This is a genomic window from Pseudomonas lini (genome assembly GCF_964063345.1).
In the GTDB taxonomy this organism is placed as follows: Bacteria; Pseudomonadota; Gammaproteobacteria; order Pseudomonadales; family Pseudomonadaceae; genus Aquipseudomonas; species Aquipseudomonas lini_B.
Window position 1 is genome coordinate 818,907 of record NZ_OZ061318.1, and the last position, 25,419, is coordinate 844,325.

The 25,419-nt window shown below is 57.0% G+C and carries 25 protein-coding genes, 1 tRNA gene and 3 pseudogenes; 12 read left to right on the forward strand and 17 right to left on the reverse strand.

The window, feature by feature from the left end:
- Positions 1-99: 99 nt before the first annotated feature.
- Positions 100-1,107 carry an Ldh family oxidoreductase gene (locus AB3226_RS03750; RefSeq protein WP_367372084.1) on the reverse strand — a complete coding sequence of 336 codons (1,008 nt, stop codon included), beginning with the start codon at positions 1,105-1,107 and terminating at the stop codon, positions 100-102.
- A 121-nt stretch (positions 1,108-1,228) separates the two neighbouring features.
- On the opposite strand from AB3226_RS03750, the pseudogene AB3226_RS03755 reads away from it, so the two are divergent.
- The 3 genes and pseudogenes from AB3226_RS03755 to AB3226_RS03765 all read left to right on the forward strand — a co-directional run.
- A pseudogene (locus tag AB3226_RS03755) lies at positions 1,229-1,780 on the forward strand (helix-turn-helix domain-containing protein); the annotation flags it as partial.
- A 273-nt stretch (positions 1,781-2,053) separates the two neighbouring features.
- Complete coding sequence (locus tag AB3226_RS03760) at positions 2,054-3,667, forward strand: phospholipase effector Tle1 domain-containing protein (RefSeq protein WP_367372085.1); 1,614 nt, start codon at positions 2,054-2,056, stop codon at positions 3,665-3,667.
- 2 nt (positions 3,668-3,669) lie between these two features.
- Entirely contained in the window at positions 3,670-4,323 is a 654-nt protein-coding gene (locus tag AB3226_RS03765; protein WP_367372086.1) for a DUF2931 family protein, read from the forward strand.
- Positions 4,324-4,406: 83 nt separating this feature from the next.
- Here the strand turns inward: AB3226_RS03765 and AB3226_RS03770 are convergent.
- Together AB3226_RS03770 and AB3226_RS03775 are read right to left on the reverse strand one after the other, a co-directional pair.
- Positions 4,407-4,559, reverse strand: a pseudogene (locus AB3226_RS03770) (putative sulfate exporter family transporter); the annotation flags it as partial.
- A gap of 142 nt (positions 4,560-4,701) precedes the next feature.
- Positions 4,702-5,247, reverse strand: a pseudogene (locus AB3226_RS03775) (zinc-binding dehydrogenase); the annotation flags it as partial.
- A gap of 210 nt (positions 5,248-5,457) precedes the next feature.
- On the opposite strand from AB3226_RS03775, the gene AB3226_RS03780 reads away from it, so the two are divergent.
- The 3 genes from AB3226_RS03780 to AB3226_RS03790 all read left to right on the forward strand — a co-directional run bounded on the left by AB3226_RS03780 (position 5,458) and on the right by AB3226_RS03790 (position 9,437).
- Positions 5,458-6,960 (forward strand): PLP-dependent aminotransferase family protein, encoded by a 1,503-nt coding sequence (locus tag AB3226_RS03780; RefSeq protein ID WP_367372087.1) that lies wholly within the window; start codon positions 5,458-5,460, stop codon positions 6,958-6,960.
- A 111-nt stretch (positions 6,961-7,071) separates the two neighbouring features.
- Positions 7,072-8,130, forward strand: coding sequence for a sugar phosphate isomerase/epimerase family protein (locus AB3226_RS03785; protein WP_367372088.1), 1,059 nt, complete (start codon positions 7,072-7,074; stop codon positions 8,128-8,130).
- A 47-nt stretch (positions 8,131-8,177) separates the two neighbouring features.
- Complete coding sequence (locus AB3226_RS03790) at positions 8,178-9,437, forward strand: nitrate/nitrite transporter (protein WP_367372089.1); 1,260 nt, start codon at positions 8,178-8,180, stop codon at positions 9,435-9,437.
- Positions 9,438-9,649: 212 nt separating this feature from the next.
- On the opposite strand, the gene lysA is transcribed toward AB3226_RS03790, so the two are convergent.
- A complete protein-coding gene (lysA, locus tag AB3226_RS03795; protein WP_367372090.1) occupies positions 9,650-10,888 on the reverse strand; it encodes a diaminopimelate decarboxylase in 1,239 nt (412 codons plus the stop codon).
- A gap of 126 nt (positions 10,889-11,014) precedes the next feature.
- Here lysA and AB3226_RS03800 point away from each other — a divergent pair, with 126 nt between their 5' ends.
- Positions 11,015-11,944 (forward strand): LysR family transcriptional regulator, encoded by a 930-nt coding sequence (locus AB3226_RS03800; RefSeq protein WP_367372091.1) that lies wholly within the window; start codon positions 11,015-11,017, stop codon positions 11,942-11,944.
- 75 nt (positions 11,945-12,019) lie between these two features.
- The gene (locus AB3226_RS03805; protein ID WP_367372092.1) at positions 12,020-12,202 is read left to right on the forward strand and encodes a hypothetical protein; all 183 of its coding nucleotides are present in this window, start codon (positions 12,020-12,022) and stop codon (positions 12,200-12,202) included.
- A gap of 63 nt (positions 12,203-12,265) precedes the next feature.
- Here AB3226_RS03805 and AB3226_RS03810 read toward each other — a convergent pair whose 3' ends face one another.
- Positions 12,266-12,841, reverse strand: a complete 576-nt coding sequence (locus AB3226_RS03810; RefSeq protein ID WP_367372093.1) for a hypothetical protein — start codon at positions 12,839-12,841, stop codon at positions 12,266-12,268.
- A gap of 311 nt (positions 12,842-13,152) precedes the next feature.
- Between AB3226_RS03810 and AB3226_RS03815 the strand changes: the two genes are divergently transcribed.
- Entirely contained in the window at positions 13,153-13,695 is a 543-nt protein-coding gene (locus AB3226_RS03815) for a DinB family protein (RefSeq protein ID WP_367372094.1), read from the forward strand.
- 217 nt (positions 13,696-13,912) lie between these two features.
- Here the strand turns inward: AB3226_RS03815 and AB3226_RS03820 are convergent.
- The 9 genes from AB3226_RS03820 to thrS all read right to left on the reverse strand — a co-directional run bounded on the left by AB3226_RS03820 (position 13,913) and on the right by thrS (position 21,369).
- A tRNA-Pro gene (locus tag AB3226_RS03820) sits at positions 13,913-13,989 on the reverse strand.
- Positions 13,990-14,078: 89 nt separating this feature from the next.
- A complete protein-coding gene (locus AB3226_RS03825) occupies positions 14,079-14,435 on the reverse strand; it encodes a MerR family transcriptional regulator (RefSeq protein ID WP_003179985.1) in 357 nt (118 codons plus the stop codon).
- On the reverse strand, positions 14,416-14,718 hold the full coding sequence (gene ihfA / locus AB3226_RS03830) for an integration host factor subunit alpha (RefSeq protein WP_002553164.1): 303 nt from the start codon (positions 14,716-14,718) through the stop codon (positions 14,416-14,418). Before ihfA ends, AB3226_RS03825 begins: the two co-directional genes overlap by 20 nt.
- 3 nt (positions 14,719-14,721) lie before the next feature.
- Positions 14,722-17,103: a phenylalanine--tRNA ligase subunit beta gene (gene pheT / locus AB3226_RS03835; protein ID WP_367372095.1), complete on the reverse strand. Its 2,382-nt coding sequence runs from the start codon at positions 17,101-17,103 to the stop codon at positions 14,722-14,724.
- Positions 17,104-17,129: 26 nt separating this feature from the next.
- Complete coding sequence (pheS, locus tag AB3226_RS03840) at positions 17,130-18,146, reverse strand: phenylalanine--tRNA ligase subunit alpha (RefSeq protein WP_007905876.1); 1,017 nt, start codon at positions 18,144-18,146, stop codon at positions 17,130-17,132.
- A 109-nt stretch (positions 18,147-18,255) separates the two neighbouring features.
- Positions 18,256-18,612, reverse strand: coding sequence for a 50S ribosomal protein L20 (gene rplT / locus AB3226_RS03845; RefSeq protein ID WP_007905879.1), 357 nt, complete (start codon positions 18,610-18,612; stop codon positions 18,256-18,258).
- A gap of 28 nt (positions 18,613-18,640) precedes the next feature.
- The gene (gene rpmI / locus AB3226_RS03850) at positions 18,641-18,835 is read right to left on the reverse strand and encodes a 50S ribosomal protein L35 (RefSeq protein ID WP_002553160.1); all 195 of its coding nucleotides are present in this window, start codon (positions 18,833-18,835) and stop codon (positions 18,641-18,643) included.
- A 60-nt stretch (positions 18,836-18,895) separates the two neighbouring features.
- Entirely contained in the window at positions 18,896-19,447 is a 552-nt protein-coding gene (gene infC, locus AB3226_RS03855; RefSeq protein WP_169857083.1) for a translation initiation factor IF-3, read from the reverse strand.
- Entirely contained in the window at positions 19,447-21,369 is a 1,923-nt protein-coding gene (gene thrS / locus AB3226_RS03860) for a threonine--tRNA ligase (RefSeq protein ID WP_010455934.1), read from the reverse strand. Before thrS ends, infC begins: the two co-directional genes overlap by 1 nt.
- Positions 21,370-21,743: 374 nt before the next feature.
- Between thrS and AB3226_RS03865 the strand changes: the two genes are divergently transcribed.
- On the forward strand, positions 21,744-22,046 hold the full coding sequence (locus AB3226_RS03865; RefSeq protein WP_367372096.1) for a hypothetical protein: 303 nt from the start codon (positions 21,744-21,746) through the stop codon (positions 22,044-22,046).
- A gap of 290 nt (positions 22,047-22,336) precedes the next feature.
- Positions 22,337-22,549: a cold-shock protein gene (locus AB3226_RS03870; RefSeq protein WP_007905882.1), complete on the forward strand. Its 213-nt coding sequence runs from the start codon at positions 22,337-22,339 to the stop codon at positions 22,547-22,549.
- A gap of 72 nt (positions 22,550-22,621) precedes the next feature.
- On the opposite strand, the gene AB3226_RS03875 is transcribed toward AB3226_RS03870, so the two are convergent.
- Both AB3226_RS03875 and AB3226_RS03880 read right to left on the reverse strand, forming a co-directional pair.
- The gene (locus AB3226_RS03875; RefSeq protein ID WP_367372097.1) at positions 22,622-22,939 is read right to left on the reverse strand and encodes an I78 family peptidase inhibitor; all 318 of its coding nucleotides are present in this window, start codon (positions 22,937-22,939) and stop codon (positions 22,622-22,624) included.
- 165 nt (positions 22,940-23,104) lie between these two features.
- Complete coding sequence (locus AB3226_RS03880) at positions 23,105-23,410, reverse strand: hypothetical protein (RefSeq protein ID WP_367372098.1); 306 nt, start codon at positions 23,408-23,410, stop codon at positions 23,105-23,107.
- Between the two features lie 132 nt (positions 23,411-23,542).
- Here AB3226_RS03880 and AB3226_RS03885 point away from each other — a divergent pair, with 132 nt between their 5' ends.
- On the forward strand, positions 23,543-23,749 hold the full coding sequence (locus tag AB3226_RS03885) for a hypothetical protein (RefSeq protein WP_367372099.1): 207 nt from the start codon (positions 23,543-23,545) through the stop codon (positions 23,747-23,749).
- Positions 23,750-23,819: 70 nt separating this feature from the next.
- Here the strand turns inward: AB3226_RS03885 and ltrA are convergent, their stop codons facing one another.
- Positions 23,820-25,241 (reverse strand): group II intron reverse transcriptase/maturase, encoded by a 1,422-nt coding sequence (ltrA, locus tag AB3226_RS03890; protein ID WP_367372100.1) that lies wholly within the window; start codon positions 25,239-25,241, stop codon positions 23,820-23,822.
- Between the last annotated feature and the right edge of the window lie 178 nt (positions 25,242-25,419).

Here is a 25,419-nt window from a genome sequence, read left to right on the forward strand (position 1 = left end):
GCTTGCCCGCGATGACGTCGGCACCTTCAAATTAAACGTGACTGACACACCGCTATCGCGGGCAAGCCCGCTCCCACAGGGTTGAGCACTCTGATTCAATCAGACGAGTAAGGCTTTCAGGTCGTTGTACAGCGCCTCGGGAATCTGCACCCCCTCCACCACACTGCGTGCCCGCGCCGCATAACGCCGTTGCGACGGCAAGCGTGCGCCCTGCCCTTCAATGCCCTGAAACAACACTTCGGCCCGAGCCAAATGTTCCTCAGTGGCCGCCCCCAGAAAACGCCGCGGATCCAGCGCGATGATCAACTCGCCATGGTACGGCGATGACTTGCTGCCCGCGTCATAGGCCAGCGATTCGGCGCTGGTCAAATCACCGATCAAAGGCCCGGCGATCAACTCCACCATCGCCGCTAGCGCCGAGCCCTTGTGCCCACCGAACGTCAGCATCGCGCCGCCGTCGAGCACCACATTGGCATCGGTACTCGGCTGGCCTTCAGCGTCCACGCCCCACCCCTCGGGAATCGCCTTGCCGGCACGCCGATGCAACTCGATATCACCACGGGCAATCGCACTGGTGGCGAAGTCGAACACAAACGGATCCTGCCCCGCCCGCGGCCAGCCAAAGGCAATGGGATTAGTGCCAAACACCGGCACACGTCCTCCAGCCGGTGCCACCCAGGCATGACTCGGATTACACGCCAGCGCCACCAAACCAGCGGCGGTCAACTGTTCGATCTCCACCCACAGCGCCGAGAAATGCACACAGCGATTGATCGCCAACGCCGCAATCCCGTTGGCCCGGGTTTTCTCCGCCAGCAACCCAAGCCCCGCCTGAAACGCCAACTGCGAGAAACCACCAGCGGCATCCACCCGCACGATCGACGGCGCCTGGTCGATCACCTGCGGTTCGGCATCGGCCGACACCTTGCCGGCCCGCAGTGAGTTCACGCAGCCCAGAATCCGGTACAAACCGTGGGAGGCACAGCCATCGCGCTCGCCGGCGATAACCGTCGCCGCCACCGCTTGCGCGTGGGCAAGGTTGAAACCGTTGTGCAACAGGATCGATTCGGCCAGTTCACGGGCTTCGATCAGGGTCAGTCGGATCATGCTCATCTCCTTGGACAGACCGGTCAGGGTGGTCTATCCAAGGAGGTGTGGCTTGATCGGTTTGGGGACGGAGGGTGACGAAATTGGCACAGGGTTGGCGACGGGGCGCCGCGCCTTTCGCCACTGGCACCCTTACAGCGTCAACTTCACGCACCAGCCTCCCGACAACCTGCAACTGCATCGTCGTCTGTTCGGCTGCACACTGGAATTCGGCAGCGAGTTCAACGGCATTGTCTGCTCCGACGCCAGCCTCGACGTGACCAACCCCAACGCCGACCCGGTCATGCCGCGCTACGCCCAGAGTTACCTCGACTCGCTGCTGAGTCATGAAGGTCCCTCGATGCTGTTCGAGGTGCGCAAAGCCATCTACCTGCTGCTGCCGATGGGACGCGCCACCATCGAGCAAATCGCCCAGACCCAGGGCATGAACGTACGCACCCTGCAACGTCGCCTGAAAGACGACGGCTGCGCCTTCAACGACCTGATCAACGACGTGCGCCGCGACCTGGTGTTGCGCTACCTGGACAACCCGAATTACTCATTGGGGCGCATTGCCGACATGCTCGGCTATTCGATGGCGAGTTCCTTCACACGCTGGTTCATCACCCAGTTCGGCATGCCGCCCGCCGCATGGCGCAGCGCGCAAAAGCAAACCACCTCCAAAGAGCCCTGAGCTAGCCGACCGGCGAATTATCTACCGCTGGGGCGAGCAAAAAGTCCGCAGCGGATTAGCGGATGCGTCTCCCCGTAGCCCCCTTTTCCCTCCGCATTCATTGCCTGAAGGCTTTTCTGACAGCCGCAGGCTTCAAGCATCCCATCCCGATCCTACAAGCGATTAAGTCGCGACTGGCAGCATCACCTGTCACCCAGCGCGCATTGTTGTCCACAGAAACCGATTACTGATCTGGCGCCCAGGGACAGGCTTCGCGCTAAAAGGAATGCATTCATGGAAAAGGACTTTGGGGGTCACCACTGCGCCGTCTGCCGCGACCGCGCGCTGGCAGAACGGGCCAGAAAACCCGGGCTTCGACCAGACCCGGTGGAAGAACAACGCAAATACGACGAAATGATGGCCCGGCAACGGGCACTGGAAGACCAAGGTAACGCTGCCTGGGAAGCCAAGGAAGCGCGCGAAGAAGCTACCCACGTGAAGATCACCCTGCGTATCGGGGTGTTTTTCGATGGCACCGGCAATAACCCGTTCAATGTGGAGATGGGGCGTAAGTGCGGGGCTCATCATCCCGTGTCGGCGGAGGATATGGATGGGCGTTGCAAGCCGTATATGCAGGATCCTGACAGTAGTTATGGGGGGGAAGTGACGAATGTTAAGCGGTTGTATGAGTTGTATGCGGAATCTAATGACTCGAAAAAAATCATCCAGAAAAAACTGGCATTCGATAGGGTCTATGTCGAAGGTATCGGCACGACTGCAGGCGGGCAAGACAACCTGCTGGGCATGGCTTTTGGTCGGGGCGAGACAGGGATCGAGGCCAGAGTGTTTCAGGCGTTCGGTCGAATCAAGCAACGGTTACACACTTTTCATGAACTCTACCCGGACATCCAAATCAGCTCTTTGGTCTTCGATGTTTTCGGCTTCAGCCGCGGTGCCGCCGCCGCCCGGCACTTCGCCTGCTTGTGTCTGGCCAGAATCAACAGCCCGCTGACAGATACCCTGTACCTGCCGAACAGCTTGTTCGCCCGAGGTTTTAGCAAGGTATTTGGTGAAGGGGTCAACATCGGATTTGTCGGCTTGTTCGACACCGTTGCATCCGTGGGTGGGCTGACTAATCTGGGGGATGTGCGCAGTCCTACAGCCCCTGGGGTCAAGTTGTACTTGATGCCGCAACATTTCCCCAATGTGCTGCAACTGATGGCACGGGACGAGTACCGCGCCAACTTTGCCCTCAACAAGGTCGGCCCGGACCATCTGGATATCAGCCTGCCAGGCGCTCACTCGGATATTGGCGGTGGTTACCGCGATGATATCGAAGAGTGCCTGTTACTCAGCCCCATGCAAGCCCTGGAAGTTAGCGAATTCGCCGACGTAAAAATCACCTCGATCTACCGCGATGCCCAACGGGAACGGGCGAATTGGCACACCAAGGGCTGGCCACTGGAGATGCTGGAACTGGTCACCCCTGATCCGGTAATGCTGCTGCCGGAACCAAGAGAGCAGAACGCGCCAAAACAAAAGCGGGTTTTTGTCGGGTTGCAACTACGGCGCAGAGTCAGTGCCGGGCTTTCGCGGGTGTATCTGAGGGTGATGTATGAAGCGGCCAAAAAGCATGGGGTTGAGTTTGATGATATTCAGCAACGCGCTGCATTGGCACCACCCGCCGAACTTCGGCCCATGTGCGAACGGTTTGTCGCAGGTGATTACTGCATTACCGCCGCCGAGGAGCAGTTGCTGAAGCTGCACTACATTCACCTGTCAGCGCACTGGACCCCGACTTTCCTTTCTGGACCTCGCATCACCCGATTCGAAATGGCCTACGTCAATGTCCCGACGACGGATGCCGTACGGGTACACCACCCTCATGTACCGGAATGGACGCTGTAACCATGAAAATCCTGTTAGCACTATTAGCCATGTTGTCGATGAGCGCCTGCCATGCCGTTGATCCTCTGTCGGCCAGAAATGACTACAAACTCCCTTGGTGGGGCATTGGCTTCACTGAGCCCGCGCATATGACGGTATGGGTCGAAACCTCCGCTGTCGAGGATATAAAGGGACGGATAATTTACGATATCGCGGCAGGCGCAGCAGCTCGCAGCGACCACGAGAATGGAACCGAAAATGCACGGGGCTGGGTGGGCATTGGCGGTTCCGGCATGCCGGTGGTAGGCGCCGACCTGCCAAAACGCCTCTTTGTGCGCTGGCAATCGATTGTCGAGCGCAAGACCTACGCGGGCTGGATCGATATCTCCGAATCCACCCGCGATATCATGCGCAACTCGACAGCCCAACGTTGCCACGAAACCCCAGAGTTCACCGCCAACCCGAGCGCGGCCCTGAATCTGGGATTGGCGCCGGGCGGCATCATTCAGGTCTGGGTGTGGGACGACTGTTTCCGCGCCCACAAGGTCGACCGGGGGCAAGTCGGCATCGAGCCGTTAGGCCCCGATCAAGGCAAGTACAACGGTTTCTACGGCAAGACCAAAGACTCTTCAAAACGCTACATCGAACGCTTTGGCATTCCCTATGGCAGTTGGTGATGATGCATCTTCGACCCCATAAAAAAGCGGCGACCGCTGGTACAGTCGCCGCAAAAGAACCGGTGTTTGTGGCACCGGCCGTGGGTTTTCATGCCCAGGGCGCTGATGGAAACCACCAGGCACCAACGCGACAATTCATTGACCGACCCCTGCACCACCGGGCCTATCCAACCGGTGCTGTTGATACAGGCCAGAATCAGAAACCCGACGGCGAAGCATGGCAGCAGCGGCGGTCGATCAGTAAGTCTTGTCGCCGATGATCCCGGCGCGTTCCATCTTGCGATGGCTCGGCGGGTAATCCATGACGGCGTAGTGCGCCCACCGGCTCCGCGCCAATGCTGCAGGTCAATTGTTCGACTTCCATGGCAGACGACTCCCTTAAATGACAAAAATCGATGAGCCCGTGGTCTTGCGTGATTCCAGGTCACGATGGGCCTGGACGGCATCCTGCAAAGCATAGTGCTGGTTGATCTCGATCTTGATCCGACCGCTGCCGACATGGTCGAACAACTCGCCCGCCAACACGGATTTTTCCGCAGGGTCGGCGATGTAATCGGCCAGGTCCGGACGGGTCATGAACAGCGAGCCTTTCATCGCCAGTAGTACCGGATCGAAGGGCGGGATCGGGCCGGATGCCGTGCCAACGCACACCATCAAACCACGACGCTTGAGCGAGTCCAGCGAGCCCATGAAGGTGTTCTTGCCGACACTGTCGAACACCACGTTGACCCCCACGCCGTCCGTCAGCTCGCGAACGCGTTGGGCGACGTCTTCATGGCTGTAATTGATGACATGCTCGCAGCCATGGGCCAGGGCAATTTCACCCTTGGCCTCGGTGGACACGGTGCCAATGACGTTCAGACCGAGCAGCTTGGCCCACTGCGAAACGATCAGGCCCACACCATCGGCGGCGTGCAGCAGAATGGGCGTGCTGCGTCGAATTGCGCTGATTGGACTGTAGGACGCCGTCTGGCGAGTCGCTTCTCATCAGACGACAATGGCTTTTCATTTCATGACAGTGTGCGTTGCCTCAACGCCTGCGGTGGATGACTTATCCAGTGCCTCTCGATACCCTGCGCACCTCGGTATGATGGTGTTCCAGGTCAAACCACCTCTCCTCCAGACGAGCATGTGATGAAATCCCCTGCAGGTTTGCTGCTGTCAGCTATCGAGCTGGACCGTGCCAGTTCCATCCCCCTGTACCGCCAACTCTATTTGCAGATTCGCAAACAGATTCTCAGCGGAAAAATGCAAGGGGGCGTGCGCCTGCCGTCGACGCGGACCCTGAGCAAAGAATTGGCGCTGTCGCGGATCACCATCCTCAATGCATTCGATCAGCTGATTGCCGAAGGCTTTTTGGCGTCGCGCACCGGGGCCGGCACCTATGTCGGCGATGAGTGGGAGAGCCGAGGGATTGCCGACGAAGAGCAGCGCCAGCCACCGCGCCTGTCCGACCTGAGCCAGTCCATGTTGTCGTTGCGCAGCAGTCACTTTCGCGGCGTTTCCTATACCGATTGGGACCCCGCGACCCCCACCTCATTCCTGCCCAGCCACAGTACCTACGACGCGTTCCCGCTCGCGGTGTGGCGGCGCTTGATGAACCGCCACCTGCTCAAGCCGACCAAGGCGATGCTTGGCTACGGCGAGTTGCAAGGGTTACAGGCCTTGCGCGCAGCGATTGCCGAATACGTGTTTGATGCCCGTGGCATTGATTGCAGTGCCGAGCAGGTGGTGATCGTTTCCGGCGCCCAGCAAGCCTTCAACCTGTTGGGCATGCTGTTGCTCAATCCACAGGACAGCGTGTGGATGGAAGACCCAGGACACATCGCGGCGCGCATTGCGTTGCAGGCCCAGGGGGCCCAAGTGGTGCCGTTGCGGATCGATGAACAGGGGATCGATATTCAGCAAGGCCTGGCCGAGTGCCCCGACGCCCGCCTGGTATTCACCACGCCATCTCGCCAGCATCCCTTGGGCGTGACCATGAGTTATGCGCGGCGCCAGGCGCTCATCGATTGGGCTGCGCAGTATCAGAGCTGGATCATCGAGGACGATTGCGACAGTGAATTTCGCTACAGCGGCCGCCTCCTTCCCGCGCTCTACGCCATGGATCGGATGGCTCGAGTGATCTACGTCGGCACCTTCAGCAAAGTCCTCTTCCCTTCGCTAAGACTGGGCTATGTGATATTGCCGCAAGCCCTGATCGAACCCTTCTGCACCCTGCGCGCGGTCATGGATCGCAGCCCGCCCACGCTTCTCCAGGCGACGACGGCGGACTTCATGCGCGAAGGCCACTTCCTCGGTCATATTCGCCGCATGCGGGCGCTGTATCAGGCTCGCCAGCAAGCACTGGTCGAGCAACTTCAGAAACAGCTGGGCGGCTTCTTCAACGTCACCCCGGTGGAAGCCGGCATGCACCTGATCGCCTGGTTGCCACCCACGCTTGATGACGACGCCATCGCCAGGGAACTGGCCCGGCACAACATCCACACCTATGCCCTGAGCGATTATTGCCTTGAGCATGTCCTGCCACCTGCCCTGCTCATCGGTTTCGCCGGGACGCCTGAGGGCCAGGCGCAGGAACGCGTCGAAGCGCTGGCCCGGGCCTTGAGCAAAATGGGGTACCTGCAAGCCACTTGAAGCAAGGCAAGTGGTCTTATGATTTAACTGATAATGGATCTATCGAGAGTTCCTGACTGGCGCGATAAAGGCTGCGCCGGTAGACCCGGCGTCTGACCAGGAACGACTCGAATGAACAATAAGATCCAAGAGCGATTCAATGCCTTGCTCAGCCACAAGGCTGCCGAGGCCGGAACACCTCCCCTACTGACTGAAGCACTGGCCCGCCAACTGCTCGACCGCATTGGGCAGATGCGCTTGTTTGCTCACGCCTATCCCTTGCTGACCAACCTCACCCATGGTCGTGTCACGCCGGCCGACCTGCTGGATTTCGCCTATCGCCACGAGCTGCAGGGTCTGAGCCTGCATTTGCTGGACGGCGAGGAAAACAGCCTGAGCCAAATGACGCCCGCACAGTTGCAAGCGTTTGCCGACAAGGCCAATGCGCTCGGACTGGATGTGCATCTGGAAATCAGCAGCACGCTGAAAAAAGATGTCGATCAGGTGATCGCCATTGCCAAGGCGCTTGGAGTTCGCAACATCCGCGTTTACTCACGTTACGAGGGAACGCTGTCCCGGGTCATGGACGTGATCGAGTCAGACCTGCATTACCTCGCGCAGCAGGCAGATGAGCACGACCTGTTCTTCGATTTCGAGCAGCACGAAGAACTCAAAAGCACCGAAATCGCGCAACTGCTGAACCGGCTAAACCACCCACGACTGCATGCCTTGTTCGACTTCGGCAACATGATTAATGCTTGCGAACAGCCCCTGCCGGCGCTGCGCACCCTGGCGCCGCATATACGCCAGACCCACCTCAAGGGTGTGCGCATCGTCCCCGAGCACAACGGCTTCGGCCATTACGGTGTGCTGCAGGGCAGCGACGATGACGACCTGCCAAGCGCTCGCATGCTGTTCGAACTGTTGATGCTCGGCGACTCAACCCCACAAGTGATCGCGTTCATTCTTGAGCAGGAAAACCACTACGTCGCCCCGGCGTTCCGCCAGACCTCTGAGGCTGCCGATCCATTCATTGCGTACCGGGAAATGAGTGACACGCCACTCCCGGACGGCTACTCGCTCGAACGAATGCTCGCCGACGAACACCGTTGGGCGAACAACCAGGTCTCCTATGTGCGAGGCCTGCTGGCCGAATTCCGAACCCTGGCCGAGTTGACCCTGAACGCCTGAATCCGACGTAACAACCAGCACTGCTTATCCAAGCCTGGAGAACAATAATGACAACTCGTGACAAGGCCAAATGGCTCAGATTCCTGATTCTCATCCTCGGTGGAGGCACCATCTACAAGCTGGCGAACCTCAAAGACGCCTTCTATATCCCCATGCAAGAATTCATGGGCTTGAGCCACACTGAAATCGGCATGCTGCTGAGCGCCAACGCCATCATCGCCACCGCACTGTTTGTCGTCGGCGGCATGCTCGCCGACCGCTACGACACGCGAAAACTGATCCCCATCGGCCTGATCGGTACCGGTGGCCTGGGGTTGTATCTGGCGACCTTTCCGCCTTTCAGCAATCTGCTGATCGTGTTCAGCCTGTTGGCCGTCTGCGCCGATTGCATCTTCTGGCCCTCGTTGCTCAAGGCCATCCGCAACCTGGGTGACGATCAGGAACAGGGTCGGTTGTTTGGACTGTTGGAAGGCGGGCGCGGCGTCATTGATACCTTGGTTGCCTTTTCGGCGCTGGGCGTTTTCGTCGCCATGGGCTCTGGTGAAACCGGTCTGAAATCGGCAATCCTCTTCTACTCGGTCATCGACATTCTGGCCGGAACCCTGACCTGGTTCCTGCTCAAGGGCGGCAGCGCACAGTCGATTGCCAGGCCGAAGAACGGTTTGTCGAACCTGCTCGAAGCCATCAAGGTGCCGGGTATCTGGCTGGTCAGCCTCAACGTATTCATGGTCTACATCGTCTACTGTGGCCTGACCTATTTCATTCCCTACCTCAAGGAAATGTACGGGCTGCCCGTGGCATTGGTGGGCGCCTACGGCATCATCAATCAGTACTTCCTCAAGATCCTCGGTGGCCCCGCCGGTGGTTTCATTGCCGACAAGCAATTCAAGAGCACCAGCCGCTATTTGAAGTGGGCATTTCTGGCCTTGCTGCCGCTGATGGGCGTCATCCTGCTGATCCCGAAAAGCCCGAGTTTTATCTATGCGGGCATGGCAGCCACACTGTCCTTCGCGCTGATTGTGTTTTCCATGCGCGGCGTGTTCTGGGCACCCATGGGTGAAGTCGGCATCCCTTCGCACATCACCGGTTCAGCCTTCGGTATCGGCTGCCTGATCGGCTACGCCCCGGGCATGTTCGCGTACGTCATCTACGGCGCAATCCTCGACCATTTCCCGGGCCAGCAAGGCTACAACTACGTCTTCAGTTTGATGAGCGTATTGGCCGTTCTTGGGTTCATGGTGTCTAGCCTGCTGTATAGGACTGTTCGGAATAAATCCACGGTAACCGGTGCGGTTAGCGCAGCGTAAAGCTGAATATTGCCTTGGCAACCGGGAGGGGCGTGCGTAATGCCTCTCCCCTTAAATCGAATGGTGGTCTATGAACTTGAGTGCGACTCACGTTCTCGAAAACGGCAGCGTTTTCAAGCCATTTGGCGTTTGAATCAGCGAAGTCGGACCGGGCGATTGGCTGATGGGTCCACGACAATCAATACCCGATTGTTTCGATCACCGATTGGCCTTTAAAGCCCCAATTCCAGGGCCAGCAAGTCCGACAAGGGTTGCGGGCGTCGAATCAATCTAGCGTGCCCTTGCTCGATCAACACTTCCGGCAACAGTGTGCGGCTGTTGTAGTTGGATGACATAGAGGCACCGTACGCGCCGGTATCGTGCATGATCAGCAAGTCGCCAACCTGCGCTTCAGGTAGCAAACGGGGTGTGACACCCTGTTCATCCTGCGTAAAAATATCGCCGGATTCGCACAGGGGACCTCCCACTACACAGAGATGCTCCGCACGATCGACCGGGACACCCTGGGAGTCCAACAAGGTCATTTGGTGATAGGCGCCATAGAGGGCTGGCCGCATCAGGTCATTGAAGCCAGCGTTCACCAGGATGAAGTTTCGGCTACCGACTTTTTTTACCGCGCGGACTTCGGTAACCAAATAGCCTGACTCGGCTACCAGGAATCGACCGGGCTCGATCTCCATCCGTACCGGGTGCGCGAGTAAAGCCTCAATGTCCTGTTTGGCCTGGCGCCATGCGTTCGCATAGCGCTGGATATCCACCGGCTCATCCCCCACACGATAAGGAGTAGAAAGCCCCCCGCCGATGGAGAATGCTTCGATATCGTGGTCGAGAGCCCTCACGGCCGAGACCATTGCACAACCCACTTGCTCAAGGTGCGCGTAATCCACACCTGAACCAATGTGCATGTGCAATCCCACCAGTTTCAGCCCGAATTGCCGAATCACGCCGAGCGCTTCCTGAACCTGGTCATGCCAGATTCCATGCTTGCTGTTTTCACCGCCGGTATTGGTCTTGCGGCTGTGACCGTGGCCAAACCCCGGGTTGATCCGCAGCCAGACGCGATGGCCCGCAGACTCTTTGCCCAATTGACGGAGCATGTCTATCGAGCCGGTATTGACCTCGATGTTCAGCTCGACGACCCGTCGCAATGTCGCTTCATCGAACAGATCACAGGTCAGAACAATGCCCGCCGGGTCGCCGGCAGGACTGTATCCAGCGAGCAACGCACGCTCGATTTCCCCCAATGATACGGCATCGACCCGCACGCCTTGTTCGCGGATCAAACGGAGAATATGCAGATTGGAGCAGGCTTTTTGCGCGTATCGAATGACATCGAAGCCTTGCAGCTGGTCGACGCGTGCCCTGATGGTCTGGGCGTCATAGCACCACAGCGGGGTGCCGTGCTGTTTCGCCGTTTCGGCTAATTGCTTGAAAGCGGAATGGTTGGGCATGCGGTACTCAATCTGAGGTAAAGAGAGAAACCATCATGCCGATCAACCCGCATTCAATAAAATATCTATTCTTTGTGGGTTGATTCAGTTTTGATATGGGGATTGATCAATTGACGGAGACCTCGGGTGGGAATTTCCATACGGCATATCGAAGTCTTCCGCGCCATCATGCAGGCGGGAAGCGTCACCGGAGCGGCCCGCTTGCTATTTACTTCCCAGCCGACGGTCAGCCGGGAACTGGCGCGGCTTGAAAGTATCTCTGGCCTTCGGCTGTTTGATCGAGAGGGAGGGAGGATGGTACCGACGGCTCAGGCCATTATGCTGCTCGAAGAGGTTGAACACTCCTACATCGGGTTGGAACGAATCAACAGCGTTGCACAGTCGATCCGTCGCTTCGAACATGGCCAACTGAGCGTCGCCTGCCTTCCGTTGTTTTCCCAGACGCTGTTGCCCAAGGTCTGCAAGCACTTTCAACAACAGCATAGCGGCATAGGCTTGAGCATTGCGGCACAGGAATCACCCTTACTGGAAGAGTCTCTCAGCGCCCAGCGTTACGACCTCGGATTGACCGAGGGCGAGCATGTACCTCGAGGTACTCAAGGGGAACTGCTCTTTTGTTCCGACATGGTCTGCATTCTGCCAGAGGGTCATCCTTTGCTATCCAGGTCGCTCCTGGTAATGGAAGACTTTCGCGGCGTCGATTTCATCAACTTTTCGGGTCTGGACATCTATCGTCAGACGCTCGATGAACACTTTCGTCAGGCCGGAGTCAATCGGCATACCGTCATCGAAACAACCAACGCAGCATCGGTTTGCGCCATGGTCAGGCAACAGTTGGGGGTGGCGATTATCAACCCGTTGAGCGCAGTGGAGGAGTCAGGCAGAGGATTGGTCATTCGGCCGATCAACGTGTCCATTCCCTATCGCGTTATGTTGATCCGGCCTGATTATCGCCCCTCCTCTACCTTCGTCGACGCCTTTTGCAAATCGTTGAGCGATGAGGCGATGTGTCTCGCCAAAACGCTCGACAAGAGATTAGTACGAGTGAAAGAGTGACGTTACCAGCCGTTTACCTTGAAATCGTTGAAGGTTACGACTATCAGTGAGATTCAATCCTTCGAGGGCAATCACATGCCAACGACTGAAGAATCGATCATTGCAGCAGCCAGGCTGCGCGCCGCCTACCGGGGAGAAAACGAGGCGATGGCTGCGGCTTCAGCGCTCGAAGCCCTGGCCGTGCTGAAAAAAACGTTAAAGGGAGATAAGTACCGAGAGGCTCTCGAAAGACTGTATCTCGAGTACTCAACCTCTTGATCCGAATGTGCCGCCTTAGCGGGCGGCACATTGTTCACCTATCAATGTCCGGCACAACCCGCTTCACTTGCTGCCGGTACGTGACCATTCTTCTCCCGTAGCGCCCGCTGCACTGGCGACTATCAGCGCCACTACACAAGCAAGCAACGAGAACACGGCAAAAACTCCCATCACATGCAAGTAAGGCAGTGCGTGATTCCACGCTCGAGCGACCCCCAGGAAGGCGGAAAATAACCAGCCGCTCATAGAGAGAGCGCCCAAGAGAGCGAGGCGAGTGCGGCCGGAGGTGCGTAACAAGACAAAGGGAGCCTTCTGCAGCAGCGGGAAACCGATCCGATGCAACAAAGCGCCATTGAGGCTAAGCAGCACGACAACACTCACCTTGGCCCAGAGCTTTTGATTGAGCAGATACGCGTTCCCCTCATCGAGGTAACCCTGGAGCACCAGCAGCAAGCCACTTCCCCAAAGCGCCAAAAGCGCGAGCGTGACAATTTTTTGAGTCTCTTCGAGATATTCACGCTGCACCTGGCTCAACACATCCTTGCGCCAGCTCCATAGCTTTTGATCAGCCTGCAGCACCCTCCCCAGAGCAATACAGGTGGCAATCAGATGACCGTACACGAGTAGCATTTTGAGCATTACCTTGACCTTATTTTTATATGGGCAATGCACTCCCTCGCACCCTTGACATGAAACTAAATGATACAGATTCATATTTGTATCAACAAGTTACACGTTCAGCCATCCATCTGGAAGCAGCACCTCAACTCGAGTGGATGAAATTTTGAAGGCCAGCCGCCGCATCAAACGATGTGGACACCGTCTCTGCTAAAATCCAGCCTGCCCAAGGCTTTATGCCGCCCGCCAGAAACACCAAAGCCCAGCACTAGACTGGGCTTTTAGATGAGCGTGGATCGCTTATCAAAATCCCCACTCATAGGATGAACACGATGAACCGCACTAGCCATATCTGTCTGATGGCGACCTATAACGAGTGGATGAGCGCCAAGGTCTATGAAGCAGCCAGGGGCTTGTCCGATGAAGAGCTTTCGGCAGACAGGAACGCTTTTTTTGGTTCTATTCTCGGAACTCTGAACCACTTGGCGGCCGGAGATACGATCTGGCTGAAGCGATTCGCCCAACACCCAACGAACCACTTGGCACTGGAGCCGGTGAGGCAGCTTCCTGATCCGAAAAGCCTCGATCAATTGTTGTTCTCTAATATTCGAGAGCTCTCAGCGTATCGAGAATGGCTCGACCGAATAATCATCCAATGGGCTCAATCCATTACGGAGCCCGATCTAGACGGCCCCTTCAATTATGCAAACATGAAGGGTGTAGTGTTCGATAAGGATTTTTACAGCCTGATCATGCATTTTTTTAACCATCAGACTCATCATCGCGGCCAAGTTACGACTCTGCTTTCGCAGGCGGGTGTCGATGTAGGCGATACGGATCTAGTTCTTTTGATTCCATCCAAGTCTGGTACATAGCACTGCGGTTTTGGCCAAAAAAGCCCGGAAACAGGGCGTTTGGCAAGGCTATCTGACATGCGAAAAAGCGGAGAAAGGAAGAGAAATATCAGAAAGGATTGGTGCCAAGGCCCGCGCGAAAAAGGGCCAAAAGCGGCGTGAGCTCACAAGGTCACGAAAATGTCACGCACATGAAAAAGCCCAGTCTTTTCAGATTGGGCTAAGTCATTGAAAAATATGGTCGGGACGGAGTGATTCGAACACTCGACCCCTAGCACCCCATGCTAGTGCGCTACCGGACTGCGCTACGCCCCGACTAGGCGTTAAATCTGTCCCTCATCTCGAGGAACGCTCAAGAATATATCGCAAGCTTTTGAAAACTGGAAGTATTTAAAAGCAGGAATTTATTTCTTGAGAACCACCAGAACATCTTCAAGCTCGGCGATCATCTGGCGGATCATTTGTTTGTATTGGGTGGTGTCGTCTTTGGCTTCATCGCCGGACAAACGCAAGCGTGCGCCGCCGATGGTAAACCCCTGATCGTAAAGAAGCGCGCGGATCTGCCGGATCATCAGCACGTCCTGGCGCTGATAATACCGGCGGTTTCCGCGGCGTTTGACGGGGTTGAGTTGAGGAAACTCCTGCTCCCAGTAGCGCAGCACGTGCGGCTTTACGGCACATAGCTCGCTGACTTCACCAATGGTGAAGTAGCGTTTGCCCGGGATGACGGGTAGTTCGTCGTTATGACTTGGTTCCAGCATAAGCCTCAACTCGGGCCTTCAACTTCTGCCCTGGACGAAAGGTGACCACACGGCGAGCCGTGATCGGGATTTCTTCTCCCGTTTTCGGATTGCGGCCAGGCCGCTGGCGTTTGTCCCGAAGGTCGAAATTGCCGAAACCGGACAATTTGACTTGTTCGTTGTCTTCAAGAGCGTGCCTGATTTCTTCAAAAAACAGTTCGACCAATTCCTTGGCCTCCCGCTTGTTCAGGCCCAGCTCTTCATACAGACGTTCCGCCATCTCAGCTTTCGTCAAAGCCCCCATACGTCACTTCCTTAACGTGGCGTTCAACCTTTGTTCGAGCGAGGTGAGGATGTTTTGCGTCGTGGTATTCACCTCATCGTCATTAAGAGTGCGCGATGGATGCTGCCAGGTCAAGCCAACTGCAAGGCTTTTTCTATGCGGATCAATGCCTTTACCCTGATACACGTCAAATAGCCTGAGGTCTGTCAGCCATTCACCTGCATTTTCACGGATTACGTCCAGTACGGCAGTGGCCGCAACGTCTTTATCCGCCAGCAGTGCAAGGTCACGACGCACTTCAGGAAAGCGCGATAACTCCTGGAATTTAGGCATTTTGCCCAACGCCACTTCGGCCAGAACCAGCTCGAATACGAAGACCGGACGGTCGAGACCGAGGGTTTTCGACAATTCAGGGTGAATCGCACCAACGAAACCTACCAGACGGCCTTCACGTTCGATGCGCGCGGTTTGACCCGGGTGCAATGCTGGGTGTTTGCCCGGCACGAACGTGAACGAATCCAGTGCGCCGGCGAAACCCAGTACCGCTTCCACATCGGCTTTGACGTCGAAGAAATCCACGACATCGCGACCTTGTGCCCACCCTTCCGGCAGACGGCTACCGCACACCACACCCGCCAGCATCGGCTCCTGCTTCAGGCCTTCCAGCTGACCGACGAAGCGCAGACCGCTTTCGAACAGGCGGACGCGATCTTGTTGACGGTTCAGGTTGTGCTGAAGCGCCTTGACCAGACCAGGCCACAGGGACGAACGCATGGCAGCCATGTCGTTGGAAATCGGGTTGGCCAACAGCAGCGGCTCGACACCCGGATTAAACAACTCAAACTGTTTCGGATCGATGAAGCTGTAAGTGATCGCTTCCTGATAACCACGAGCCACCAGCAGGCGACGCAGTTCAGGCAGATCGCTGCGCGCTTCGGCCTTGGCTTGCGGCGCCAGACGGGCTTGCGGGTAGCGAACCGGCAGACGGTTGTAACCGTACAGACGGGCCAGTTCTTCGATCAGATCGACTTCCAGGCTGATATCGAAACGGAAGCTTGGCACTTCTACGCGCCACTGCCCTGCCCCATCGGCAGAAATGGCCAGGCCCAAGGCGCTGAGCAGACGCTCGACTTCGGCCGAATCCATTTCCATACCCAGCATCTGAGTAATGCGCTGGGCACGCAGGGTGATCGGCGCGATCGACGGCAGATGCTGCTCGCTGACGGTTTCGATGATCGGACCCGCTTCGCCACCGGTGATCTCAAGCAGCAGGCCAGTAGCCCGCTCCATGGCTTCACGGGCCAGCTGCCAATCCACGCCACGCTCATAGCGGTGCGAGGCATCGGTGTGTAGGCCGTAGGAACGAGCCTTGCCAGCGACAGCAATCTGGTCGAAGAACGCGCTTTCCAGGAAAATATCGCGAGTGGTCGCGGTGTTGACGCCGCTGTGCTCGCCACCCATGACGCCGGCGATAGCCAAGGCACGTGTGTGGTCTGCAATCACCAGCGTATCGCTACGCAGGCTGACTTCCTGACCGTCGAGCAGCACCAGCTTCTCGCCTTCTTCGGCCATGCGTACGCGGATGCCGCCATTGATTTCGGCGAGATCGAATGCGTGCAGCGGTTGACCCAGTTCCAGCATCACGTAGTTGGTGATGTCGACGGCAGCGTCGATGCTGCGCACGTCGGCACGACGCAGACGCTCGACCATCCACAGCGGCGTAGGCTTGGACAGGTCAACATTACGGATCACACGACCCAGGTAGCGTGGGCATGCGGCTGGCGCGAGGACTTCAACTGAACGCACTTCGTCGTGTACAGCGGGAACGCTGGCAACGACCGGACGCGTGACTTGGGCGGCATAAAGCGCGCCGACTTCGCGGGCCAGACCGGCCAAGGACAGGCAGTCGCCACGATTCGGGGTCAGATCGACCTCGATGCTGGCGTCGTCGAGGCTCAGGTACTCACGAATGTCCTGACCGACTGGTGCATCGGCCGGCAATTCCATCAGCCCATCGTTGCCTTCGCCGATTTGCAGCTCGGCCTGGGAGCACAGCATGCCGTTGGATTCAACGCCACGCAGCTTGGCTTTCTTGATTTTGAAGTCGCCCGGCAGTTCGGCGCCGATCATCGCGAACGGGATCTTCAGGCCGGGGCGCACGTTTGGCGCACCGCACACTACCTGGAAGGTCTCCGAGCCACTGCTGACCTGGCAAACACGCAACTTGTCGGCGTCCGGGTGTTGCTCGGTGCTCAGCACCTCGCCCACCACCACGCCACTGAATTCACCGGCGGCCGGCGTAACGCTATCGACCTCAAGACCGGCCATCGACAGACGAGCAACCAGCTCGTCGCGACTTACCTGCGGGCTTACCCAGCCACGCAGCCATTGTTCACTGAATTTCATCCTGCTCTCCTAAGAATTCGTTACGACTAGCGAAATTGCGCGAGGAACCGCAAGTCGTTGTCGAAGAACAGACGCAAGTCGTTCACGCCGTAACGCAGCATGGCCAGACGCTCAACGCCCATGCCGAAGGCAAAGCCCGAAAACTCTTCCGGGTCGATCCCGGACATGCGCAGCACATTCGGGTGAACCATGCCGCAGCCCATGACTTCCAGCCAGCCAGTCTGTTTGCAGACCCGACAGCCTTTACCGCTGCACATCACGCATTCCATGTCGACTTCAGCGGATGGCTCGGTGAACGGGAAGTACGAAGGACGGAAACGCACGGCCAGTTCTTTTTCGAAGAACACGCGCAGGAACTCTTCGATGGTGCCTTTCAGGTCGGCGAAATTGATATCGCGGTCGACCAGCAGGCCTTCGACCTGGTGGAACATCGGCGAGTGAGTGATATCGGAGTCGCTACGGTACACACGGCCTGGGCAGACGATGCGGATCGGCGGCTGTTTCGATTCCATGGTGCGGACCTGTACCGGCGAGGTATGGGTGCGCAGCAACATGTTGGCATTGAAATAGAAGGTGTCATGCATCGACCGGGCCGGGTGATGGCCTGGGATGTTGAGCGCTTCGAAGTTGTGATAGTCGTCTTCGACCTCAGGGCCTTCGGCGATGCCGTAGCCGATGTGGGTGAAGAACTGTTCGATACGTTCCAGAGTGCGAGTAACCGGATGCAGACCACCGGAGGTCTGGCCACGGCCAGGCAGGGTCACGTCAATGGACTCGGCAGACAGTTTGGCGGCCAGGTCGGCCTCTTCAAACAGTGCCTTGCGGGCATTGAGAACCTCTGTGACACGCTCCTTGGCAACGTTGATCAGCGCACCGACTTGCGGGCGCTCTTCGGCCGGCAAATTCCCCAGGGTCTTCATCACCTGAGTCAATTCGCCCTTTTTGCCAAGGTAGTGAACCCGGATTTGCTCCAGGGCATTGATATCTTCAGCGCTTTGCACAGCCTCTAGTGCTTGAGAGACGAGCGCATCCAGGTTTTCCATGTACAGACTCCAGATACAAAATAGGGGAAGAGCTTGAAGGCTCTTCCCCTATTTATGACGTTTAACACCTGGCCCCACAGAGGTGAGGCCGGGTGACTGTCGGGGGTACTTAAGCCAAGGTGGCTTTAGCTTTCTCGACAATCGCAGCAAACGCCGCTTTTTCGTTCACTGCCAGATCAGCCAGAACCTTACGGTCGATCTCGATGGACGCTTTTTTCAGGCCGGCGATGAAACGGCTGTAGGACAGACCGTTGATACGCGCACCAGCGTTGATACGAGCGATCCACAGAGCGCGGAACTGACGTTTTTTCTGACGACGGTCGCGGTAGGCGTATTGGCCTGCCTTGATTACCGCTTGCTTGGCAACACGGAATACGCGCGAGCGAGCGCCGTAGTAGCCTTTAGCAAGTTTCAGAATTTTTTTGTGACGTTTACGGGCAATGACGCCACGCTTTACACGAGCCATGAGTTACTTCCTCTATTCTTGACTAAAATTAACGAAGGCGCAGCATGCGCTCGACTTTTGCCACGTCAGACGGATGCAGCAAGCTGCTACCGCGCAGTTGACGCTTACGCTTGGTCGACATTTTAGTCAGGATGTGGCTCTTGAAAGCGTGCTTGTGCTTGATACCGTTAGCAGTTTTCAAAAACCGCTTAGCAGCACCACTTTTAGTTTTCATTTTTGGCATGTTCGGATACTCCGCATTCAGTTGATAAACATAATCAGAAGGCCTGCCGTGCCCTATTGATTACTTCTTCTTTTTCGGGGCGATGACCATAATCAGCTGGCGTCCTTCCATCTTAGGATGCTGTTCGACCGAACCGTACTCGAGCAAGTCACCTTCAACTCGCTTGAGGAGTTCCATCCCCAGCTCCTGGTGGGCCATCTCACGGCCGCGGAATCGCAAGGATACCTTGGCCCTGTCCCCATCACTCAGGAAACGTACCAGGTTGCGCAGTTTTACCTGGTAATCCCCTTCCTCCGTCCCTGGACGAAACTTGATTTCTTTAACCTGAATCTGCTTCTGGTTTTTCTTGGCCGCGGCAATCTGCTTCTTCTTCTCGAAGATCGATTTGCCGTAGTCCATCAGTTTGCAAACAGGGGGTACTGCATCGGCGGAAATTTCCACCAAATCCAGTTTGGCCTCTTCAGCCTTAAGAAGCGCGTCTTCAATTGACACAATCCCAAGCTGTTCACCTTCAGCCCCAATTAACCGAACCTCGCGTGCCGAGATATTCTCGTTGATCGGGGCTTTCGGTGCAGCTCGTTTATCTTGTCTCATTTCACGCTTAATAGTAATTACTCCGAATCTGGGCGACCACGCCGGGAAACCGCTTGCGCGAGAAACTCAGCGAACTGGGCGACGGGCATCGAGCCCAGGTCAGCACCTTCACGAGTACGCACAGCGACAGTCTGCATCTCGACTTCCCGATCTCCGATAACCAAGAGATAGGGAACCTTGAGCAAAGTATGCTCGCGGATTTTAAAGCCGATCTTTTCATTTCTCAAGTCAGACTTGGCACGAAATCCGCTTTCATTGAGGGTTTTTTCAACCTCAGCGGCAAAATCAGCCTGTTTATCAGTGATATTCATGATCACTGCCTGTGTCGGAGCCAGCCACGCGGGGAATGCACCCTCGTAGTGCTCGATCAGGATTCCGACGAAACGTTCGAAGGAGCCCAAGATCGCCCGGTGCAACATAACCGGGTGCTTGCGACTGTTGTCTTCGGAGACGTATTCGGCTCCCAGACGGACAGGCAGGTTAAAATCGAGCTGAAGGGTACCACATTGCCAGACGCGGCCGAGGCAATCTTTCAGCGAAAACTCGATCTTCGGACCGTAGAACGCACCCTCGCCCGGCTGCAGATCGTACGGCAAGCCAGCACTATCAAGGGCTGCAGCCAATGCAGCTTCGGCGCGATCCCACAGTTCGTCGGAACCGACGCGTTTTTCCGGACGAGTGGACAGCTTCATCTCGACGTCTTTGAAGCCGAAGTCGGCATAAACGTCCATGGTCAGCTTGATGAACGCAGCGGACTCGGCCTGCATCTGTTCTTCAGTACAGAAGATGTGAGCATCGTCCTGAGTGAAGGCGCGAACGCGCATGATGCCGTGCAGCGCACCCGACGGCTCGTTACGGTGGCAGGCACCGAATTCGGCCAGACGCATCGGCAGCTCGCGGTAGCTTTTCAGGCCCTGATTGAACACCTGCACGTGGCACGGGCAGTTCATCGGCTTGATGGCGTAGTCGCGGTTTTCCGACTGAGTGGTGAACATGTTGTCGGCGTAGTTGGCCCAGTGCCCGGATTTCTCCCACAGGCTGCGGTCAACGACTTGTGGAGTTTTGATCTCCAGGTAGCCGTTGTCGCGCTGAACCTTGCGCATGTACTGCTCGAGCACCTGGTACAGAGTCCAGCCGTTCGGGTGCCAGAACACCATGCCCGGCGACTCTTCCTGGGTGTGGAACAGGCCAAGACGCTTGCCGATCTTGCGGTGATCGCGCTTCTCGGCTTCTTCGATGCGCTGGATGTAAGCCGCCAGTTGCTTCTTGTCTGCCCATGCGGTGCCGTAAACGCGCTGCAATTGCTCGTTCTTGGCATCGCCACGCCAGTAGGCGCCAGACAGCTTGGTCAGCTTGAAGGATTTCAGGAAACGCGTGTTCGGCACGTGCGGACCGCGGCACATGTCGACGTATTCTTCGTGATAGTACAGGCCCATGGCCTGCTCGTTCGGCATGTCTTCGACCAGACGCAGCTTGTAGTCTTCGCCGCGGGCCTTGAACACTTCGATCACTTCGGCGCGCGGAGTGACTTTCTTGATCACGTCGTAATCTTTCTCGATCAGCTGTTGCATGCGCTGTTCGATGGCGGCCAGGTCGTCCGGCGTGAAAGGACGCTCGAAGGCGATGTCGTAATAGAAGCCTTCGTCGATGACCGGACCGATGACCATCTTGGCCGTCGGGTACAGCTGCTTGACCGCATGGCCAACCAGGTGGGCGCAAGAGTGGCGAATGATCTCCAGCCCCTCTTCATCCTTTGGCGTAATGATTTGCAGCGTGGAATCGCTGTCGATGATGTCGCTGGCGTCGACCAGCTTGCCATTGACCTTGCCGGCCACGGTGGCCTTGGCCAGACCGGCACCAATGGATGCGGCGACCTCGGCTACGGAAACCGGGTGATCGAATGAACGTTGACTGCCGTCGGGAAGAGTAATAGTTGGCATGGCGCCTCCTCTCCTAGTGGTGACCCCTACCAAAGGTCACGTGGGTTGGGATGAGCCAGTACAAGATCCGATCCAGGCCATTCAATAACGAACGCCTGCCTTACAGCGGCAGGAGCCTTGCGGCCAACCGGAAAACCGAACCAGAGTGACTGGGATTCAAATCAGGGTTATTCGAGCCGCTGCCGCTACCGGGACTGAAGGTCATCCGGAGCCTGCAAACGCCCGAGCGAGGCATGCTAGCACAGATGAACGGTCGTCGCGGTGGCAAGGTTTTCTGCGGGGGCAAATCAGGCATTTTTATGCCAGAGTGCTGAACTTGAACCATGCTTTACCCCTCAGATAACAAGACATTGACCCAAAAGGAGCATCTCAGCATGCGTCTGAATCGTTTATTCGCCATCGTCGCACCCGTCGTCCTGTTGCTGCCGCTGGCTGCCCATGCCGACTGGCCAAAGGGCGAGCGCGAGAAATACATGGCTCAGTGCACTCAGGCGGCCACTCCGCAGATCGGCGCTGCGGCAGCCAAGTCACACTGCGCCTGTGGTGCCGACGCGATCAAATCGTACCCGGCCAGCGACATTCAGGCCCTGATGGATAACAAGGCCACCCCGGAACTGCAACAGAAAGCGCTGGGTCAGATAGCTAAATGCAAGGCCAATGCACCGGCGAAAAAGTGAGAAAAAAGTCCTTTTAACTCGGCTCACTGCCGATAAAAAATGATGAAATTTAGCTTTTTCGTACAAATTTTGCAGGTTTTTCAGCTTTTTTTATTGTCTATACTTTCGGCTGAAAGCCTTTTAAACCGGGGCTTTCAGCCACACGAAGCAACAAAGCAACCGCGACTGTAGGGCAAACAGCACACCCGGGGGGCTCCCAAAGCGAACATTTCGACTATGATACTCCGGTGTGCCCAGTTGGCCTGAGCAGCACAGTACTACTGAAAATATATGTTTCTTGGAGATACACCATGTCTAATCGCCAAACCGGCACCGTTAAATGGTTCAACGATGAAAAAGGCTTCGGCTTCATCACTCCTCAAGGTGGCGGTGACGACCTGTTCGTACACTTCAAAGCTATCGAAAGCGACGGTTTCAAAAGCCTGAAAGAAGGCCAGACCGTTTCCTTCGTGGCTGAGAAAGGCCAAAAGGGTATGCAAGCTGCACAAGTCCGCGCAGAGTAATTTTCTGCCGCACTAAAAAAACCCCGTCCATGTGACGGGGTTTTTTATGGGCGAAACAAAAGCCTGAAGCAATCAGCCGCAGTTGACGCGGGTGACCACCAGGTTGTTGTCGGTGTTCAGGTTCAGGCGATCGGAGCGGTACTCCAGGGTCACCATGTCGTTTGGCTTGAGGAACCGGGCGTTCTGCGCGCCTGCGCGGGTACGTGCCTGCTCGAGCAATTCGGGCGAAGCCTTTTTGCCAATGGTGAATTCGGCAGCCTTCGCTTCACAACGGCTGTGGCCTGTGTCGGTCGCCACAGGGTCCTTTGCCGAATCGGTGGACGTACTGCTGCAACCGGCCAGCAGAGTGGCGGCCAACAAAGTACCCAATGACGCGAGCTTCCAAGGCATGAAGCCTCCTTCATTCAATAATTAAGCAGAGATCGTGCGACTGCCATTTTGGTGTTTGGTTTCAGGACGGGCGCTATCGCTCAGCCCTCGATACGGACAGCCGCGAGTGTGCCTGAGCATCGGCATGCCGTTCATCACTCAATCGTGACTGAATATGAACAGCTCTCAATAAACGTCGATGTAGTCGAAAGGCGGCTTCGGCCAGTTCTCCTTGAGCGCATTGAAAATCTGCATGACCCAGACCTCGTCGCTGGCCGCTACCAATCCGACATAACCGGAACCTTTGGCCCAGGTCTCCAGGCGAAACAGCAACCCGTCGATGTCCGTGCCGCCCACAATGCCCGACGAAATGTAGGCGATGCCGCCCTTGGTAACCCGCAACTGAGTGTGTTCATCGTCGCTGGCAGAGGCCAGCAGCTGACGCACCGCGTCGAGGGTCAAGCCGTCAGGAGTGTTCAAATCGATCTGCACAGCACGGTCCTTGAAAAATCGTCAAAGACCAAGTGTCGCATAGCCCTCCCCTCATGCCTAAGTCGGAGTGCCAAACGTCCCGCAAAATGGTTAACTCGACACTCAGACTTTCCCGACTTCACGAGCGCCATCATGACCACCGTAAGTATCGACGCCGACATCAAAGCCAAGTGGCCACAGGGGCACAGCTCTTACAGCCCGGGTAGCCCGGAAGAGCTAGCGATCATTGGTATCGATTTGCTGGTCAAGGAACTGGGGACGCAAGCCGCACAGACCTTCATCACTCAGATATTCGAGAGATACCCCGTTGACTACATGGGCGCAACAGTCACCGAGTAATCGAGTAGGAGGCGGATTTACATCCGCCGTCCTCTCACACCACCGTACGTACGGATCCGTATACGGCGGTTCAAGCTATGCGGCTAAGCCGGTTTATCGTATCCAGTACCGAGACCAACCCAAGTTGATCCCATAGCTTCTTCGGCAGCGCCTGATTCATATGAGATGCTCCCGAGCTCCACCATGGGCCTCGGCCATTGAAGGCTGATTTGCAGGCGCGAGCTTCGCTAAGCCCCAGGCGCATCAAGTTACGTGCCCTCGTTGAGGGCCGCTTCCATTGACGCCAGACGACGCAGCGAAGTTTGCGCCGCACCCAGCCGTCAATTTCCTCAAGTGGCCGTTTGCTCTGACTGAGCTTGAAGTAGCCTGCCCACCCGCGCAGTACAGGGTTTATCCGTTCGATGACATTCGCCATCTTGTGGCCCCGCGCCCCGCGCAGCAGGTCTCTTAACCGGTCGCGCAAGCGACCCAGACTCATCGTCGCCACTCTCAGCCTCGGTTGCTGATGCCAGCTCATCCCATAACCCAGATAGTCGCAGACCCAAGGCCGTGCTACGTGGCTCTTTTCCCGGTTCAGCGTCAGTTTCAGGCGCTGATTCAGGAAACGCTCAACACCGGCCATCACCCGTGTGCCAGCTCGCTGGCTGCGCACATAGATGTTCGCGTCGTCGGCATAACGCACGAAGCGATGGCCTCGCCGTTCAAGTTCGCGGTCGAGTTCGTTGAGCAGGATGTTCGACAGCAACGGCGAGAGCGGGCCGCCTTGCGGCGTCCCTTCCTGCCGTCGGCTGACGAGTCCGCCCGACATCGTTCCCGCTTCGAGGTAACGACGGATCAGCGTGAGCACACGCTTGTCTTCGATTTGACGCGCCACGTAGGCCATCAGGACATCGTGGTTGACCCGATCAAAGAACTTCTCGAGATCAAGTTCCACGCACCAGCGGTGACCCGCTGCCACGTGGCCGCGAGCGGTTTCGATGGCTTGGTGAGCGCTTCTACCCCGACGAAAGCCGTAGCTGTAGTCCGAGAACAGAGGATCGAAGATTGGCGTGAGCTGTTGCAGCAGTGCCTGTTGGATCAAGCGATCCACGACGCTGGGAATACCCAGTTGCCGTGTTCCACCTTTGGGTTTGGGGATGTCAACGGCGCGTACACCCTGCGGGTGATACTCGCCGGCCAGCAACCTCACCTTGAGGGTCGGCCAATACTGTTTCACGTAGTCCGCCAAGTCGTCGACCGTCATGCCATCGGCACCCGGTGCGCCCTTGTTGCTGACCACACGTTGATACGCACGCCTAAGGTTGACCGGTGCAAGCACCCGCTCCATCAGCGTGTCCGGCTCCGCGTTCGTCCACGTCACAGACGCCGCCGATACCTGTGCGCTGTCAGCCGTCATCCTCGGATACTGTCCGGGACTCGGAGTAACAGTCTTCTCTTGGAGAACTTTCTGCATTTCGGTATTCAACGAGACTTTGACGCCTACTGGCGGCATAACTTGTTCAGCCCTTGGTGACGGGGTTATTCGCCACTTACTACGGCCTCGGCTGACTTCTGCACGTTCATCCCGTCGCCTCTCGACGCTCGGTAGCACTGTGGCAAACGTGCAGATCTCCCAGGGTAATTCGCGCGACCTTCCTGCTTATGCCTGTCGGATCTACGTCGCAGCGTCC